The organism is Streptomyces sp. NPDC107522, assembly GCF_055657525.1.
In genome coordinates, this window is record NZ_JBVKAU010000003.1 from 781,646 (window position 1) to 796,230 (window position 14,585).

A 14,585-nucleotide genomic window follows, 5' to 3' on the forward strand; every position below is an offset into this window, starting at 1 on the left:
TGCTGCCTTTCGCTTGTGCGGGGGTCACTTGGCGTGCTCGGTGCGGTTCCCGGCCCCCACGACCAGCGCGGAGGTGAAGCCGCCGTGCCCGCGGGCCAGGACCAGAGCGGTCCGGGGTGTGGTGTGCCGGGGGCGGTCGACGACCAGGTCGATGCCCAGTTCCGCGGCGGGGCGGCCCGGGCCGGCGGTGTGCGGGATGACGCCTGCGCTCAGGCTGAGCAGGGCGGTCGCCACGTCCAGCGCCGCACCGCCCGCGTAGAGGCGGCCGGTGAGCGTCTTGGGTGCGGTCACCGGCACCCGGCCGGCACCGAACACCTCGTTGATCGCGGCGGCTTCGGCGCGGTCGAGCTCTGCGACGCCGACAGCGTCGGCGAAGACGACGTCCACGGCGTCAGCAGTGATACCGGCGTCCGCGAGGGCACGCCGGATCACCGCGGCGAGCACGGGCGGGCGCCCGGAGCCGGCGGGCGGGTCGAACCCGGCGGCGTAGCCGAGGATCCGGCCGTAGTGCGAGGCGCCTCGCTCGCGGGCACCCTCCTCCGTCTCCACGACCAGGATGGCGCCGCCTTCGCCGGGTACGTAGCCGCGGGCGGCGTCGTCGAAGGGCAGGTAGGCGCGGGCCGGGTCGTCCTCGGTGGACAGCGCGCCGGTGGACAGCTGGGCGCTCAGGCCGTACGGGCACAGCGAGGCGTCCGTACCACCGGACAGAACCAGCCGGGAGCCGGTGTCCAGCAGCCGCCGGGACTGGCCCAGCGCGTCCAGGCCACCGGCCTGCTCGGCGCAGATGACACCGCAGGGGCCACGCATGCCGTGGCGGATGGAGACCTGGCCGGTGGTGGCCGCGTAGAACCAGGCGATCGACTGGTAGGCGCCGACCCAGGCCGGACCCTGCTGATACAGGTTCTCCATCTCGTGCTGGCCGAACTCGGTGCCGCCCGATGAGCTCGCCGTGACCACGGCCATCTCGTACTCGGGCAGCTGCGCCGGATCGGCGCCGGCGTCGGCGAGCGCGGCCTCCGCGGCCGCGAGAGCGACATGCGTGTAGCGGTCGGTCTGCATGATGAGGCGGCTGGGAACGTGGTCGCGGGCGTCGAAGCCCGGCACCTCCCCCGCCACCTTCACCGGGTACGAGGACGGGTCGAAGCGCGTGATGCGGCCCAGGCCGCTCTTGCCGGCCAGCACCGACTCCCAGTGCCGGCGGACCCCGATGCCGGTGGGGGCGACCACGCCGAGGCCGGTGACGACCGCGGGACGCCGTGGCCCTTCGGGTATGCCGAGCGCGCTCATGCCGCCGCCCTTCCGGCCCCGGCGCCGGGACGGCCGAGAATCATGGCGCTCTGGAAGCCGCCGAATCCGCTGCCGACGCTGAGCACGTGGTCCATCCGGTGCTCCCGAGCGGTCACCGGCACGTAGTCGAGGTCGCACTTGGGGTCCGGGACCGACAGGTTGGCCGTCGGGGGCACCACCTGATGACGCAGCGCCAAGGCGCACGCGGCGACCTCCAGCGAGCCGATCGCACCCAGCGAGTGCCCGATCATCGACTTGATGGAGCTGACCGGAATCTCGTACGCGCGATGCCCCAGGCTCCGCTTGAACGCGGCCGTCTCGTGCCGGTCGTTCTGCTTGGTGCCCGAGCCGTGCGCGTTGATGTAGTCGATGTCCTCCGGGTCGAGGTGCGCGCGGTCCAGGGCGACGCGGATGGCCTCGGCCATCTCACGGCCCTCTGGCTTGAGCCCGGTCATGTGGAACGCGTTGGAGCGGCCGGCGAAGCCCACCACCTCGGCGTAGCCGGTGGCACCCCGGCGACGCGCCGACTCGGCGTCCTCGATCACCATGACCGCGGCGCCCTCGCCGAGGACGAACCCGTCGCGGCGGCCGTCGAAGGGCCGGGAAGCCGCGGCGGGGTCGCCTCCGGTGTTGGGCGTCGTCGCCTTGATGGCGTCGAAGCAGGCGGAGGTGATCGGTGACAGCGGGGCGTCGGTCGCGCCCGCGATGACTATGTCGGCGGTGCCTTCCTCGATGAGCTGGACGCCGTGGGCGACCGCGTCCAGGCCGGACGTGCAGCCGGTGGAGATCAGTGCGACGGGTCCCTCCGCCCCTGCCTGCCAGGCGACTTCGGCCGCCAGCGTGCTGGGGACCATGTAGCCGTACAGGTGCGGCACACCGTAGGTGTGGTCGACGAGCCAGTTCTTGCCGCCGTCCGACAGGACCGCGTACTCGTCCTCCAGACCGGTGGTGCAGCCGACGGCGCTGCCGATGCTGACGCCGATCCGGCCCGCGTCTGCGGCTCCGAGGTCGATCCCGCTGTCCTCGATGGCCTCACGGGCGGCGACGACCGCGAACTGGGCGGCCCGGTCCATCCGGCGGACTTCCTGGTTGCTCAGGCCCGCGGCCACCGGGTCGAAGTCGCACTCGGCGGCGACCCGGGAGCGGAAGTCCGACGCGTCGAACAGGGTGATCTCCCGGGTGGCCGTGCGGCCGTTGGACAGCAGGTCCCAGTAGGCGTCCCGGCCGATGCCGCCGGGGGCGACGGCGCCGACCCCGGTGATGACGGCACGACGGCTCATCGGGCCCCTCCGACGTCCGGGTTGGCGCCGCCCTCCACGAGCGGCGTCTCGGTGTCGACGTGGCCGAGCTCCGGACGCGGCGCCAGGGGGGACAGGTGGAACACCACCTGTGCCGGTTCCTGGCCGGCGTTGACCAGGCGGTGACGGACGCCGATCGGGACGAGCAGGGAATCGCCCGGGCCGATGCGTACGGGCTCCCCGTCGAGGCTGATCTCCAGATCACCGGAGATCACGTGCAGGAACTCCTCGGAGTACGGGTGCAGGTGCTCGGTGACGTACTCCCCCGGGGACAGCCTCAGCGTCCCGCCGAAGCCGGAGGTGCAGCCGACGGTGCGGGGGCTGAGGGTGATCCGGATGTCGCCGCCGCGTTTGCGGTTGGAGGCGACGTCGTCGAGGTTGACCTTCGTGGGGTTCGCCGTCGTGGTCATCGCGTACCGCCCAGGGTCGGACCGGACGGCTTGGTGGTGACCGGACCGTCCTGCGGGGTCCAGGTGTAGAACGGCACGGCCATCGCGTCGCGCGGCTCACGCCAGTTCGGGTCGTAGGGGGAGATGAACTCCTGCAGGCGGGTGTTGATGTCGTCGTACAGCGGGTGGCTGCGCGCCTTGTACAGGTTCGGGCCGATGTCCTGCTCGGCCTCGACGAGGTGGAAGTACAGGTCGTGGAAGGCGAACAGGGTCCGCCTGGAGACGCCCACCATGTGCGGCAGGTCGGTGCTGTCCGAGTCCGCGAAGACCTTGGCGACGCCCTCGGCGTCGGCGAGATTCATCCGCGCCACGATCAGTGTGCGGTGCACGTTGCCCTCCTGGCTTCTTCGGTCGTTACCCCACCCTCGCGGGGGGCTCTCGAAGCTGTCTTGAAGCGGTCTGGACCGGCGGCCCGGGCGGTCAGAGCCGCAGGTCGATCCGGTACTCGGTCAGCCAGGTCTCGAGCTGCAGCACCATTTCCATGCTGGCCCGCTCGACCCAGGCGAAGGCGCCCTTGGGCGAGTTGGTGGAACCCACCGCTGCAGCGGTGGCGGTGGCGTCCAGCAGGCCCGCCACGGCCGCGCTGCGGTCGGCGGCCAGCTCGGTGAACCGCCGGCGCACGAAGTCGCCGTAGGCCGCTTCCTGGGTGGTCGGGTACGCGCTCTTCTTGCGGTGCAGCACCGCCTCGGGCAGCAGGTCGGCGACCGCGGAGCGCAGCAGGCTCTTCTCCACGCCGTCCACGCGCTTCATGGCGGCCGGCACGTTGTAGACGTACTCGACCAGGGCACGGTCGCAGAACGGCGGCCGCAGCTGCACGCCGTGGGCCATGCTCATGCGGTCGGCGCGGTCGAGGTGCGTGGGTGCCCAGCGGGTGAGGGCGAGGTAGGTGACCTCGCGGGCCCGGCGCTCCGCGGGGGTGTCGCCGTCGACGTGCGGGACCTCGGTGAGGGCGTCGCGGTAGTGCTGGTCGGCGTAGCCGATGAAGTCGAGTTCCTTGCGCAGCCGGCGGTCGACCATGGAGGTGCCCAGGCCGCCGGCGGCGGCGTCGTGGCCGCGCTCGAAGGAGACCCACGGGAACGTCTGCGAGTTGCTGTGCTCGGGGTCGTAGGCCCAGAAGTAGCCGTTGAAGACCTCGTCGGCGGTCTCGCCGGAGAGCACGGCGGCGAAGCCCTCGGCGCGCAGCCGGGCGAAGAACCGGATGAGGGAGACGTCCATGTCGCCGAGCGGGGACGGGGCGTCCTGCACGCGCAGGGAGGCGGCGTGCACCCCGGGGTCCGTGAGCGCGGCCGTGTCGAGGAGGATCTCGGTGTGCCGCGAGCCGATGTGCTGCGAGGCGAGCGCCGCGAAGGGCGCGTCCGGTGTGGAGCGCATCGTGGGGTGCGGCTCGAAGTTCTCGGTGTAGCCGGTGAAGTTCACCGAGAAGCTGCGCAGCGGGGCGGCGCCGTCGGCGGTGAGCGTCCGGTGGGCCAGGGCCGTCAGGGCGCTGGAGTCGATGCCGCCGGAGAGCATCGCGCCCACCGGGACGTCGGCGCGCAGGTGGGAGGCGACCGCGTCGGCGAGCAGGCCGCGGACGGTGGTGACCGTGTCCTCGAGGCTGTCGGTGTGCTGCCACGCCGGCAGCGACCAGTAGCGCCTGTCGTGGCTGCCCGGGCGGCGCACGACGAGGACGTGGCCGGGGACGACCTCGCGCATGCCGCGGTAGACGGCCGTGCCGGGCTTGCGGCTGTGCGCGAACAGCTCGCGCAGGCCGTCGGCGTCCACGACCGGTTCCACGTCGGGGTGGGCGAGGATCGCCTTGGCCTCGGAGCCGAAGAGGACGCCGTTGGGGGTCGGGTAGTAGCTGAGCGGCTTCACGCCGAGCCGGTCGCGGGCCAGCAGGAGCTCCTGGCTGCGGACGTCCCACAGGGCGATCGCGAAGAGGCCCTCCAAGTGGGTGAGGAAGTCGGCGCCCCACTCCAGGTAGGCGTGCAGGGCGGTCTCGCCGTCGCCGCCGCCGGTGAACCGGTGGCCCTTGGCGGCCAGTTCGGTGCGCAGCTCGGTGTGGTTGGTGATGGCCCCGTCGAGGGTGAGGACCGCGACGGTGGTGCCGCCTTCGGTGGTGTGGGCGACCGGCTGCTTCCCCGACTCCGTCACGTCGAGAAGTGCCAGGCGCCGGTGGGCGAGAGCGGCGTGGCCCTCGGCCCAGGTGCCCTGGCCGTCCGGGCCGCGGTGGGCGAGGGTGGCCGCCATGGCTTCGACGACGTCGGCCCGCGGGGCAAGGTCCCGCTCGAAGTCGACCCAGCCGGCGATTGCGCTCATCGGGAGGTCCTCTCGTTCACGGCGAGTTCGGTGGTGTCGCCGGTGTCGGTGTCGGGGTCGGTGGCGAGCGTGACGGCGACGAGGGCGAGCGGGATGCCGGTGACGGCGGAGCGGAAGTCGTCCAGGCCGGGCGCGGGCCCGTCGGCCACGGTGATGCCGAGGCGGCGCTGGGCGGCTTCGGCGCCGTAGCGCTCGTACAGCTCCAGGTATCCGCGGGCGGTCGTCTCGAGGTCGGTGACCAACTCGAAGCGGGCCGCGGTGCGCCTGCCGTTCCAGGTCAGCTCACCGTCGGCTCCTGCCCGGAAGTTGTGGCGCCAGGAGCTGCCGGTGGCGACGTACAGGGCGCCGTCGATGCGGTGGACGCCCGCGGGCACGGTGTAGGCGCGTCCGGTGCGGCGGCCCGTGAAGTGCAGCAGCGCGAGGTGGGCCGCGACCGGCCCGGGGTCGGGCCTGGAGAGGATCGCGGTCATACGGGCGTTGGCGGCGGTGCGGTCCTCGTCGCCGGGCAGCGTCCGGGTGATGCGCCCGCCTGCCGCCGTGCTCTGCTCGATCGCGGTCATGACAGCACCACCGCGGCTGCGGTCAGGGCGCAGCCGGCGACGGCGAAGCAGGTGCGCAGCAGGTGCCAGTCGCGCCACTGGGTCCGCGGGTCGTCCCAGTCGGGGCCGATGTCCTCCGGCCGGGTCTTCTTGACCCGGTTGTTGATGGGGACGTTCCGGGTCTGGGAGACGACGGCGACGCCGGTCATGGCGAGCGCCGCGGCGATGAACAGCACGCGCGGCGCGGCCGCGTCGGCGCGCACGGCGAACGCCGCGTCGACGACGACGGAGCCGGACACGATGAACGGCATGATCCGGTCGTAGCGCTTGCCGAGCAGCTTGTGCGTGTCGACATAGCGGTCGGGGGTCATCGCGATCAGGGCGGGCATGACGCTGATCGCCACGGCGAACAGCACTCCCGCCACCAGCCCGGTGCCCAGCAGCACCAGCACACTCAGGGTTTCCACCACAGCCCGAGGCCTCCCGTCCCACACGGATCGTCAACAGCGGTAAGGGCGACGCTTCCAGCGAGGACTCGTGTGCCGCTCGAAGCGGTCTTGACGGGCGGGCGGGTCCGGGCACCCGCGGCACAGGGCGCGTGCGCAGCCCGAGCGGCCCTCTAGCCGGGCCCTGTTCGCTGGCCGGGAGTCCGGAACCGCATCAGGACGGAAACGGCATCGAGACAAGGGAGCACATCCGGTGGCGGAACAAACCGACGTACTGATCGTGGGCGGCAGCATGGTGGGCCTCGCCCAGGCGCTGTTCCTCGCCCAGCAGGGCATCCGGCCGGTGCTCGTCGAGCGGCACACGCACATCTCGGCGCACCCGCGGGCCCAGGCGGCCAGTCCCCGCACGATGGAGCTGATGCGTGCGCTGGGCCTGGAGCAGAAGGTGCGCAGGCAGGAGAACCCGCACGCGCAGTACGGCGACATCCTGCAGGTGGAATCGCTCACGGGCGCCGAACTGGGCCGCTTCGACGGGCCCTTCCGGCACGACCCGAACGAGGTCAGCACCACCGGCTGGACCCTCATCGGCCAGGACCGCTTCGAGCCGGTCCTGCGCACGAAGGCCGAGGAACTGGGCGCGGACATCCGGTTCGCCACCGAGCTGGTGAGTTACGAGCAGGACGCAGACGGGGTCACCGCGGTGCTGCGGGACCTGCGGCACGACACCGAGACCACGGTCCGCGCGAAGTACCTCGTCGCCGCGGACGGGTTCCGCAGCCCGATCCGTGAGGGGCTGGGCATCGGCACGCACGGGCAGGGCGTCTTCGGACGCCAGATGAACATCATCTTCCACGCCGCGCTCGACGAGTACGTCGCCGGCCGCGAGTTCTTCCTCTGCTTCGTCAGCAACGACAAGGTCAAGGGTGTGCTGGGCCGGCTCGACGACGCGGACCGCTGGGTGCTGGCGCCGAGCCTGCCGCCCCAGGAGACCCACGCCGAGTACTCCGAGGAGGACTGCGTCGAGATGGTGCGGGCCGCGGTCGGCGTGCCGGACCTGGACGTGGCGGTGGAGTCGAGCAGCAGCTGGGAGATCGCGGCACGGATCGCCGACCGGTTCCGCTCCGGCCGGGTGCTGCTGGCCGGTGACGCGGCCCATGTCATGCCGCCCACCGGTGGTTTCGGCGGCAACATGGGTGTGCAGGACGCGCACAACCTGGCGTGGAAACTGGCGCTGGTGCTGCGCGGACAGGCCGGTCCGGAGCTGCTGGACAGCTACGAGGACGAGCGGATCCCGGTCGCCGAGTTCACCACCGAGCAAGGAGTGATCCGCTACCTGCAGCGCAGCGGCCTCGACGAGGAGGTCGCGGCCCGGCACCGTCCCGAGACGACCGTGCTGTTCGGCCACGTCTACCGTTCGGGCGCGGTGCTGGCCGAGCCCGGCGGGGACGACGGCGCCCCGGTGGAGGACCCCACGCAGCCCTCGGGCCGTCCGGGCACCCGGGCCCCGCACGTCGAGCTGCGCTCCGGCGGCACGGACGTCCCGCTGCACGACCTGCTGACGGGTGGCTGGCGGTTGCTGGCCGGGCCGGACAGCGGCCTGTGGGATTCGGCCGCGGGCGGCGTGTCCCGGCTCACCGGCATCGACATCGCCTTCCACCGTGTCGGCGGCGAGGAGCCGGCCGATGTGGTCGAGGAGTTCCTGAAGCAGTACGGGATCACCGCCTCGGGTGCCGCGCTGGTCCGCCCGGACGGGTTCCTGGCGTGGCGGGCGGCCGAGCAGCCCGCGGACCCGGCGGTCGAACTGTCGGCGGTCGTGCACCGGTTGCTGTCGCGGACGGTCTGAGACGGCCGGCGCTCACAACGACGTGGCGCGCCTCCCCGGGCGGGGAGGCGCGCCACGTCGTTTCGCACCCGGGAGTCGGTCAGTCCAGGGCGAGGATCCCGCGCAGCACGCCGGTCACGGTCCGGGCGACGTCGCCTTCGGGGCCTTGCTGGGAACGCCAGGCCACGAAGCCGTCGGGGCGGACCAGCACCGCGCCGCCGTCGGAGATCCCGTAGCGCTCCTTGAAGGCACCCTCGGTGTCGGCGTAGTCGCCGCCCTCGCCGATGCCGCGGACGCTCAGTACCAGGCCGAGATCGCGGCCGGCCGCGGCGGCCGCGGCCCAGGGAGCGGCGGGGCCGGCGGTCAGCAGCGTGAAGCCGACCGGGAAGAGGTCGACGGTGGAGAACGGGCCGTGGTCACCGGCGACGACGACGTGCGGGGCGCGTGAGCCGGGCCGGCCGCTGGGCTTGTCCGGGTTCTCGGTGACGGTCCACAGCTGCGGGTCCTCACCGGCGAACGCGCCCGCCGGGTAGGCGTATCCGAAGGTCATCGTGGTCTCGTCGACCAGGTCCTTGGCGACGTCCTGGAACTGCTTGCCCTCGCGGACGGCGAAGCGCAGCATCGCCTGACGCACCGTCTCCTCGGCAACCGGGCGGCGCTCGGAGTCGTACGTGGCCAGCAGGTCCTGGCCGGCCTTGCCGCCCAGCACCAGGGCGAGCTTCCAGGCCAGGTTGTAGGCGTCCTGGATGCCGGTGCTGGCGCCGAAGGCACCGGTGGGCGGCATGACGTGCGCGGCGTCGCCGGCGACGAGGAAGCGGCCGGAGACGAACGTGTCGGCGACGCGCGCCGAGATGTCCCAGGCCGGCATGTCGACCGACTCGATCGTCAGCGGCAGGTCGGGGACGCCGACGGCGGCGCGGACCAGTTCGACGCAGCGCTCGGGGGTGAAGTCCTCGGCGCTCTGCCCCTTATCCGGGAAGAAGGAGACGTTGATGACCCACTTGCGGTCGTTGTCGATCGGGATGATCGTGCCGCGCACGTCGGGGTTGTTGACATAGGCGGCGATGATCTTGCGGCCGCGCAGGGGCTCGGTCAGGTCGGCGTCGAAGAAGAAGCTGACCAGGTTGGTGATGGTGCCGCGGCCGTGCGCGCCGATGCCCAGCAGCTCGCGGAGCGGGCTGCGGCTGCCGTCGGCGCCGACGACGTACTCGGCGCGCAGCCGGGAGGTCTCGCCGGTGCCGACATCGGTGAGGGTGGCGGTCACGCCGTCGGCGTCCTGCGTGACGGCGTCGAGTCGGGTGTGGAAGCGCAGGTCGACGCCGACCTCCTCGGCCCGCTTGCGCAGAATGGGCTCGAGCTGGTTCTGGTCGATGAGGGTCCATTGCGCGGGGCTGATCCGGCTGATGTCCTCGATGGAGGCGTTGGGCATGCGGACGCGCTCGTTGCCGGCGAGGGTCTCCACGTGCACGAGGTCGGTGTTGCCGGAGATCGGCGAACGTCCGGCCCGGACGCGCTCCTCCATGCCGACGGCACGGTAGAGCTCCATCGTGCGCGGGTTGATGGCGCGGGCCTTGGGGTGGGTGGACGTGCCGGGGTGGCGCTCCACCAGCGTCGCCTTCACCCCGTGGTGGGCGAGGAACACTGCGGCGGACAGGCCCGTGAGGCCACCGCCGACGATGAGAACGGGCACCTTCTCCTGGCGCATGGTGACTCCTTGGTTGGTCGGGGCGGGCGGCTCCGTCTGGCCGGTCATCGGGTCGCGGTCACCAGCGTGTGCGTGCCGAGCAGCGGCTCCGTGGTGATACCGGTGAATCCGGCCCGGCTCAGCCAGGTGCTGACGTCGCCGGTGCGGTACTCGGAGCCGTCGGGGCTGACCAGGCGCATGTGGAGGCTGGACAGCAGGCGCTCGGCGTCGCGGCGTTCGTCGTCGATCATCCGGTCGTAGACGAGGATCTGCCCGCCGCGATTGACGGACGCGTGGACGCGGCGCAGCAGCTCCTGGCGCCGGTCGGTGTCGAAGCCGTGCAGGATGTGGCCGAGCACGATGACGTCGGCCTTCGGGATGTCGTCCGTGAAGAAGTCGCCGCCGGTGAACTCGATGCGGTCGGCGAGGCCGAGACGGGCGGTGTGCTCGGTGAACAGCGGGCGGGTGCGCTCGAGGTCGAACACCCCGGCCGTCAGGTGCGGGTGCTCCCTGACCAGGACCGACGCGAGGTTGCCGCGCGCGCCGCCGAGGTCAACGAAGGAGGAGTGGCGGCTCCAGTCGATCCGGCCGGCGATCTCGATGCCCATCCGGTCGCTGTAGGCGTCGAGACCGGCGAAGAAGCGCTTCATCTTCTCCGGGTCCTTGTGCCTGTCGCCCACGAAGCCGCCCTTGTCGGGGTCGAGGTGCTGCGGGGCTCCCGTGGTCAGGGCCTCGGTGAGCCGGCCCCAGGTGCTGTACAGGGTCTCGTTGGTCAGTTCGACGAACCCGCCGAGGTAGGTGGGGGCGCCGGGCACGAGGTACGCCTGGGCCAGCGGCGCGTTGCCGTACTGGTCCCCGTTGCGCTCGAGCAGGCCGAGGCCCGCGAGCGCGTCGAGGAAGTCGGGGGCCATGCGCGGGTGCAGGCCGGTCGCGGCAACGATGTGGTCCGCCCCCGCCGGCCCTTCGGCGAGTGCGCCGAACACCCCGAGCGTCACGGCGCTGTGCAGCACCTTGGCCGCGCAGTCCGCGATGGTCAGCTTGATCAGCGGACCGGGGTCGACCGCCGCTGCCGTCGTACGGTCATCGGTCGTTGTCACGCGAGCCTCCTAGCAAGCCATGGGGACCGCCACGGTCCCGCCCCGACAATGGCCCGTGCGCATGGAGTCCCACTCGAACCGGCCTGAAGCGGGCCTGGCCCCCTGGCATAGGAAGGGCTGCCCTCCCACCGGAAGACGCGGGGTGGGAGGGCAGCCCTTCGGCCTTGGATCACACGCGGGGGATTCGTGCGATCAGGCCGCTCGGGGGGACTTGCCGGCCCGGGCGACGGCGTCGGCGGGGCCGGTCTGCGTGCCGCCGTCGCCGTTGCGGCGGGAGCGGAGCGTGAGGTTCTTCATGGACAGGGTGAGGACGAGGCCGAGCACGAGCAGGGGCAGCGCCGTGAGGAACACCGGGGTGAGCGCGGCGGCGTAGGACTCCTCGACCGCGCTGCGCACCGGTGCGGCGAGCGACTGCAGGACCGGCTGCGAGGAGAGCGAGTCGTGGTCGACGCCCTTGAGGGCACCGGCCGGGACGCGCGCGGCGAGCTCGTCGGTCAGCCGGTTGTAGAAGACCGCGGCGAAGAGCGCCATGCCGAGGGACGTACCGAAGGAGCGTCCGAAGGTCACGGCGCCGGACACGGCACCCAAGTCCCTGGGAGGCGCCGTGTTCTGGGCGGCCTGCGTGAAGACCTGGGCGGACAGGCCGGAGGCGAGGCCGAAGATCACCATGTGGAGGACTGCCACGGTGCGCGGGGTGCCGGCGTCCATGGTGGACAGCAGCAGCGCACCGACGATGCCGAGGGACATGCTCAGGACGAGGAAGACCTTGTACCTGCCGGTCCTGCCGATGGTCTTGCCGGCGACGACGGAGGCGAGCACGAGACCGAGCATCATCGGTACCAGGGCGAAACCGGAGGTGGTGGGGTCGGCTCCGGTGACGACCTGGACGTACAGGGCCAGGAAGTTGACCGAGCCGACGAAGACGACACCGCAGATGACCGCGGCGAGCAGCGAGAGGGTGAAGGTGGAGTCCCTGAACAGGCGCAGCGGCACGATCGGTTCGGCGGCGGTGGACTCGGCCTTGACGAACAGGCCGAGGCACAGCAGCGCCCCGAGGCCGAGGCCGAGGATCTGCGGGGAGGTCCAGGAGTACTCGACGCCGCCCCAGGACGTGAGGAGCGTCAGCGCGACGATGCCGGCGGAGAGGGTGACGATGCCGGCGTGGTCGAGCCTGGTGTTCCGGAGCGTGCGCGGCAGGTGCAGGTACTTGGCGATCAGGGTGACGGCGGCGATGCCGACGGGCAGGTTGACCAGGAAGACCCAGCGCCAGCTGAGCACGTCGGTGAGGACGCCGCCGAGGGCGGGGCCGGCCAGCGAGGCACCGGCGAAGATCATGCCGAACATGCCGTGGTACCTGGCACCTTCGCGCGGGGTGAGCAGCTCACCGATGGTGGCGAGGACGGAGACGAAGATGCCGCCGGCGCCCAAGCCCTGCACGGCGCGGAAGGCGATCAGCTGCTCCATCGAGCCGGCCGCGCCCGAGAGGGCGGAGCCGGCCAGGAACAGGGTCAGCGCGGACAGGAGGGTGATCTTGCGGCCGAAGAGGTCGCCGAGTTTGCCGTAGATCGGCGTGGTCACGCTGGCGGCGATGACGTAGGCGATGGTCACCCACGCGAAGAGCCCCATGCCGTGGAGGTCGCCCGCGATGCGGGGCAGGGCGGTGATGACGATCTGCGTGTCGAGGACGGCCAGGAACGCGGAGAGCATGCACGCGATCAGGACCGGTGTGGTTCGGGTGCCGGAGGGACTACGTCCCCCGGCCCCCTGGGCAGGGGAAGCGGACAAGACGGGACCGCCTTTCAGGGTCGGTCGGGATCCCCCCTTGCACCGGCCGCCTGGAGGGGCGGGCGGTGTCATCTTCGCTACCGGGCCCGAAAGGGGCTTAGGGGATGGTGACTTCTTGCGTGTGAAACGTGCTGCGTGAAAGGTGTGGCCGGACCCGGCCGTGGAAGTGGCCGGGCCGCAGAGGACGGGGATGCCGAACCGGGCCATGACTGCCCGGAGACTTCAGCACGCCGTCCCGTAATACATGCATGTTAGCATGCAATTGGATGCGCAACGACATGGATACGCATCCCTTCCTCGCCCGCTACTTGAAGACGGCCCGGGTGGGGTCCCCGGTCCCGGCCCAGGCGGCCAGGGCCGTACGCAGACCCTCGGCGACCTCGGCGGGCGAGGTGTCCTTGTCGGCGGCCCAGGCGACATAGCCGTCGGGACGGACGAGTACACCGGCGAGCTCCGGCTCCTCGGCGCACTCGGCGACGACGTGCCGCACACGGCCGGCCCAGCCCAGCGTCGCGCCCCACTCCTCGTACACCTCGGAGATCTCCGGGCGGCCGCCCAGGTCCAGCAGGGCGAAGGTGCCGCGGTGCAGGAGCTTCGGGAGGGTGACGGTGCCGTCCGCGGTCTGCAGCGTCAGGTCGCGGGCGAAGTCGCCGAGCAGCCGGTGCTCGGGGCCCTGCAGCTCGTAGCGGACCGCGACGCCGCTGAGCATCTCGGCGATGTGGCGGTTGACCTGATCCTTCGTCATCAGATCCTGGAAGAGCTCACGCAGCTGGGTGACGTACGGGTCGGGGTTCATCAGCGCGATCTGCGCGCGGGTGTTGGCCAGCACCTTGCGGGCCGGCCCCTGGCGCTCCTTGTCGTACGTGTCGAGCAGACCCTCCGGGGCCCAGCCGTTGATCTGCGCGGCCAGCTTCCAGCCGAGGTTGAGGGCGTCCTGCAGACCGAGGTTGACGCCCTGGCCGCCGACGGGGAAGTGCGTGTGCGCCGCGTCACCGGCCAGGAAGACGCGCCCCTCGCGGTAGCGCTCGGCCTGGCAGGCGGAGTCGGTGAACCAGGACAGCCAGCGCGGCTCGCTCGCGCCGAGGTCGTCGCCCCAGATCTCACGCAGGCTGTCGGTGAACTCCTCCATCGTCAGCTCGGTGCCCGCCTCCTTGCCCTGCTGGAAGTCGAAGGTGGCGACGCGGTGGTACGTGTCGTCGAGCGGGACGCAGAAGAGCAGTCCGCGCTCGGTGCGCTCCATGCCCATCGGCGCCTTCTCGCGGTCGGCGAGCACGACGTCGGCCAGGCGCGCGGTGACGCGGCCGCCGGTGCCGGGGAAGCCGATGCCCGCGGACTTGCGGACCAGGCTGCGGCCTCCGTCGGTGCCGACGACATAGCGGCCGCGCAGCGTGTAGGAGCCCTCGGGGCCGGTGACATCGACCTCGGCGCCGTCCGCGTCCTGCCGGACGGCGGTCACCTCGTGGCCGCGGCGGACCGGGACACCGAGTTCCTCCGCGCGCTCCTCGAGCAGGCGCTCGGTGCGGGTCTGCTCGGACAGCAGCGCGTAGTTGTGGGCGCTGTCGAGCAGGGAGAAGTCGACCCAGACGTCGAGCCCCGCGAAATGGCCGTTGTTCCACGAGCGGGCGCCGTCACGGAAACGCTCGACCAGGCCGCGGCGGTCGAGCGACTCCAGCGAACGGGCGTGCAGACCGAAGGCCTTGGAGTGGGGGGTCCGCTCGGTGAGGCGCTCCAGGACGACGGGCTTGGCACGGGAGATGCGGAGTTCGGAGGCGAGCAGCATGCCCACCGGGCCTCCGCCGACGATGAGGACGTCGAAATCGAAGTCCTTGGTGTTCGGCATTGCGGTCCTTCCAGGGGAGAAGAGTGGATTGAGGTCTGAC

The 14,585-nt window shown here is 71.8% G+C and carries 12 protein-coding genes; 1 reads left to right on the forward strand and 11 read right to left on the reverse strand.

The features are described 5' to 3' along the window. Window positions 1-24: 24 nt before the first annotated feature. The 7 genes from ACZ7L6_RS13765 to ACZ7L6_RS13795 all read right to left on the reverse strand — a co-directional run bounded on the left by ACZ7L6_RS13765 (window position 25) and on the right by ACZ7L6_RS13795 (window position 6,341). Complete coding sequence (locus ACZ7L6_RS13765) at window positions 25-1,287, reverse strand: ketosynthase chain-length factor (RefSeq protein ID WP_471923291.1); 1,263 nt, start codon at window positions 1,285-1,287, stop codon at window positions 25-27. Next, window positions 1,284-2,567, reverse strand: a complete 1,284-nt coding sequence (locus tag ACZ7L6_RS13770; protein ID WP_471923293.1) for a beta-ketoacyl-[acyl-carrier-protein] synthase family protein — start codon at window positions 2,565-2,567, stop codon at window positions 1,284-1,286. Before ACZ7L6_RS13770 ends, ACZ7L6_RS13765 begins: the two co-directional genes overlap by 4 nt. Beyond that, window positions 2,564-2,995 carry a cupin domain-containing protein gene (locus ACZ7L6_RS13775; RefSeq protein ID WP_471923295.1) on the reverse strand — a complete coding sequence of 144 codons (432 nt, stop codon included), beginning with the start codon at window positions 2,993-2,995 and terminating at the stop codon, window positions 2,564-2,566. The genes ACZ7L6_RS13770 and ACZ7L6_RS13775 overlap by 4 nt, the downstream gene beginning before the upstream one ends. Then, a complete protein-coding gene (locus ACZ7L6_RS13780; protein WP_232655845.1) occupies window positions 2,992-3,363 on the reverse strand; it encodes a TcmI family type II polyketide cyclase in 372 nt (123 codons plus the stop codon). Before ACZ7L6_RS13780 ends, ACZ7L6_RS13775 begins: the two co-directional genes overlap by 4 nt. A 91-nt stretch (window positions 3,364-3,454) precedes the next feature. After that, entirely contained in the window at window positions 3,455-5,332 is a 1,878-nt protein-coding gene (gene asnB / locus ACZ7L6_RS13785; RefSeq protein WP_471923297.1) for an asparagine synthase (glutamine-hydrolyzing), read from the reverse strand. After that, window positions 5,329-5,892: a PNPOx family protein gene (locus ACZ7L6_RS13790; RefSeq protein ID WP_471923299.1), complete on the reverse strand. Its 564-nt coding sequence runs from the start codon at window positions 5,890-5,892 to the stop codon at window positions 5,329-5,331. Before ACZ7L6_RS13790 ends, asnB begins: the two co-directional genes overlap by 4 nt. After that, window positions 5,889-6,341, reverse strand: a complete 453-nt coding sequence (locus ACZ7L6_RS13795; protein WP_471923301.1) for an anthrone oxygenase family protein — start codon at window positions 6,339-6,341, stop codon at window positions 5,889-5,891. The genes ACZ7L6_RS13790 and ACZ7L6_RS13795 overlap by 4 nt, the downstream gene beginning before the upstream one ends. 229 nt (window positions 6,342-6,570) lie before the next feature. Here ACZ7L6_RS13795 and ACZ7L6_RS13800 point away from each other — a divergent pair, with 229 nt between their 5' ends. Then, window positions 6,571-8,160: an FAD-dependent monooxygenase gene (locus ACZ7L6_RS13800; protein ID WP_471923303.1), complete on the forward strand. Its 1,590-nt coding sequence runs from the start codon at window positions 6,571-6,573 to the stop codon at window positions 8,158-8,160. Between the two features lie 79 nt (window positions 8,161-8,239). Here ACZ7L6_RS13800 and ACZ7L6_RS13805 read toward each other — a convergent pair whose 3' ends face one another. The 4 genes from ACZ7L6_RS13805 to ACZ7L6_RS13820 all read right to left on the reverse strand — a co-directional run bounded on the left by ACZ7L6_RS13805 (window position 8,240) and on the right by ACZ7L6_RS13820 (window position 14,545). Continuing rightward, the gene (locus tag ACZ7L6_RS13805; protein ID WP_471923305.1) at window positions 8,240-9,844 is read right to left on the reverse strand and encodes an FAD-dependent oxidoreductase; all 1,605 of its coding nucleotides are present in this window, start codon (window positions 9,842-9,844) and stop codon (window positions 8,240-8,242) included. Window positions 9,845-9,888: 44 nt separating this feature from the next. Next, window positions 9,889-10,920, reverse strand: a complete 1,032-nt coding sequence (locus ACZ7L6_RS13810) for a methyltransferase (protein ID WP_471923307.1) — start codon at window positions 10,918-10,920, stop codon at window positions 9,889-9,891. A 192-nt stretch (window positions 10,921-11,112) separates the two neighbouring features. Then, entirely contained in the window at window positions 11,113-12,777 is a 1,665-nt protein-coding gene (locus ACZ7L6_RS13815) for an MDR family MFS transporter (RefSeq protein WP_471923309.1), read from the reverse strand. 232 nt (window positions 12,778-13,009) lie between these two features. Next, window positions 13,010-14,545, reverse strand: coding sequence for an FAD-dependent monooxygenase (locus tag ACZ7L6_RS13820; protein ID WP_471923311.1), 1,536 nt, complete (start codon window positions 14,543-14,545; stop codon window positions 13,010-13,012). Between the last annotated feature and the right edge of the window lie 40 nt (window positions 14,546-14,585).

Coding starts and splice junctions, on each gene's coding strand:
- ACZ7L6_RS13765 (WP_471923291.1), bottom strand. CDS start 1,287: ATGAGCGCGCTCGGCATACCCGAAGGGCCACGGCGTCCCGCGGTCGTC.
- ACZ7L6_RS13770 (WP_471923293.1), bottom strand. CDS start 2,567: ATGAGCCGTCGTGCCGTCATCACCGGGGTCGGCGCCGTCGCCCCCGGC.
- ACZ7L6_RS13775 (WP_471923295.1), bottom strand. CDS start 2,995: ATGACCACGACGGCGAACCCCACGAAGGTCAACCTCGACGACGTCGCC.
- asnB (WP_471923297.1), bottom strand. CDS start 5,332: ATGAGCGCAATCGCCGGCTGGGTCGACTTCGAGCGGGACCTTGCCCCG.
- ACZ7L6_RS13790 (WP_471923299.1), bottom strand. CDS start 5,892: ATGACCGCGATCGAGCAGAGCACGGCGGCAGGCGGGCGCATCACCCGG.
- ACZ7L6_RS13805 (WP_471923305.1), bottom strand. CDS start 9,844: ATGCGCCAGGAGAAGGTGCCCGTTCTCATCGTCGGCGGTGGCCTCACG.
- ACZ7L6_RS13815 (WP_471923309.1), bottom strand. CDS start 12,777: ATGACACCGCCCGCCCCTCCAGGCGGCCGGTGCAAGGGGGGATCCCGA.
- ACZ7L6_RS13820 (WP_471923311.1), bottom strand. CDS start 14,545: ATGCCGAACACCAAGGACTTCGATTTCGACGTCCTCATCGTCGGCGGA.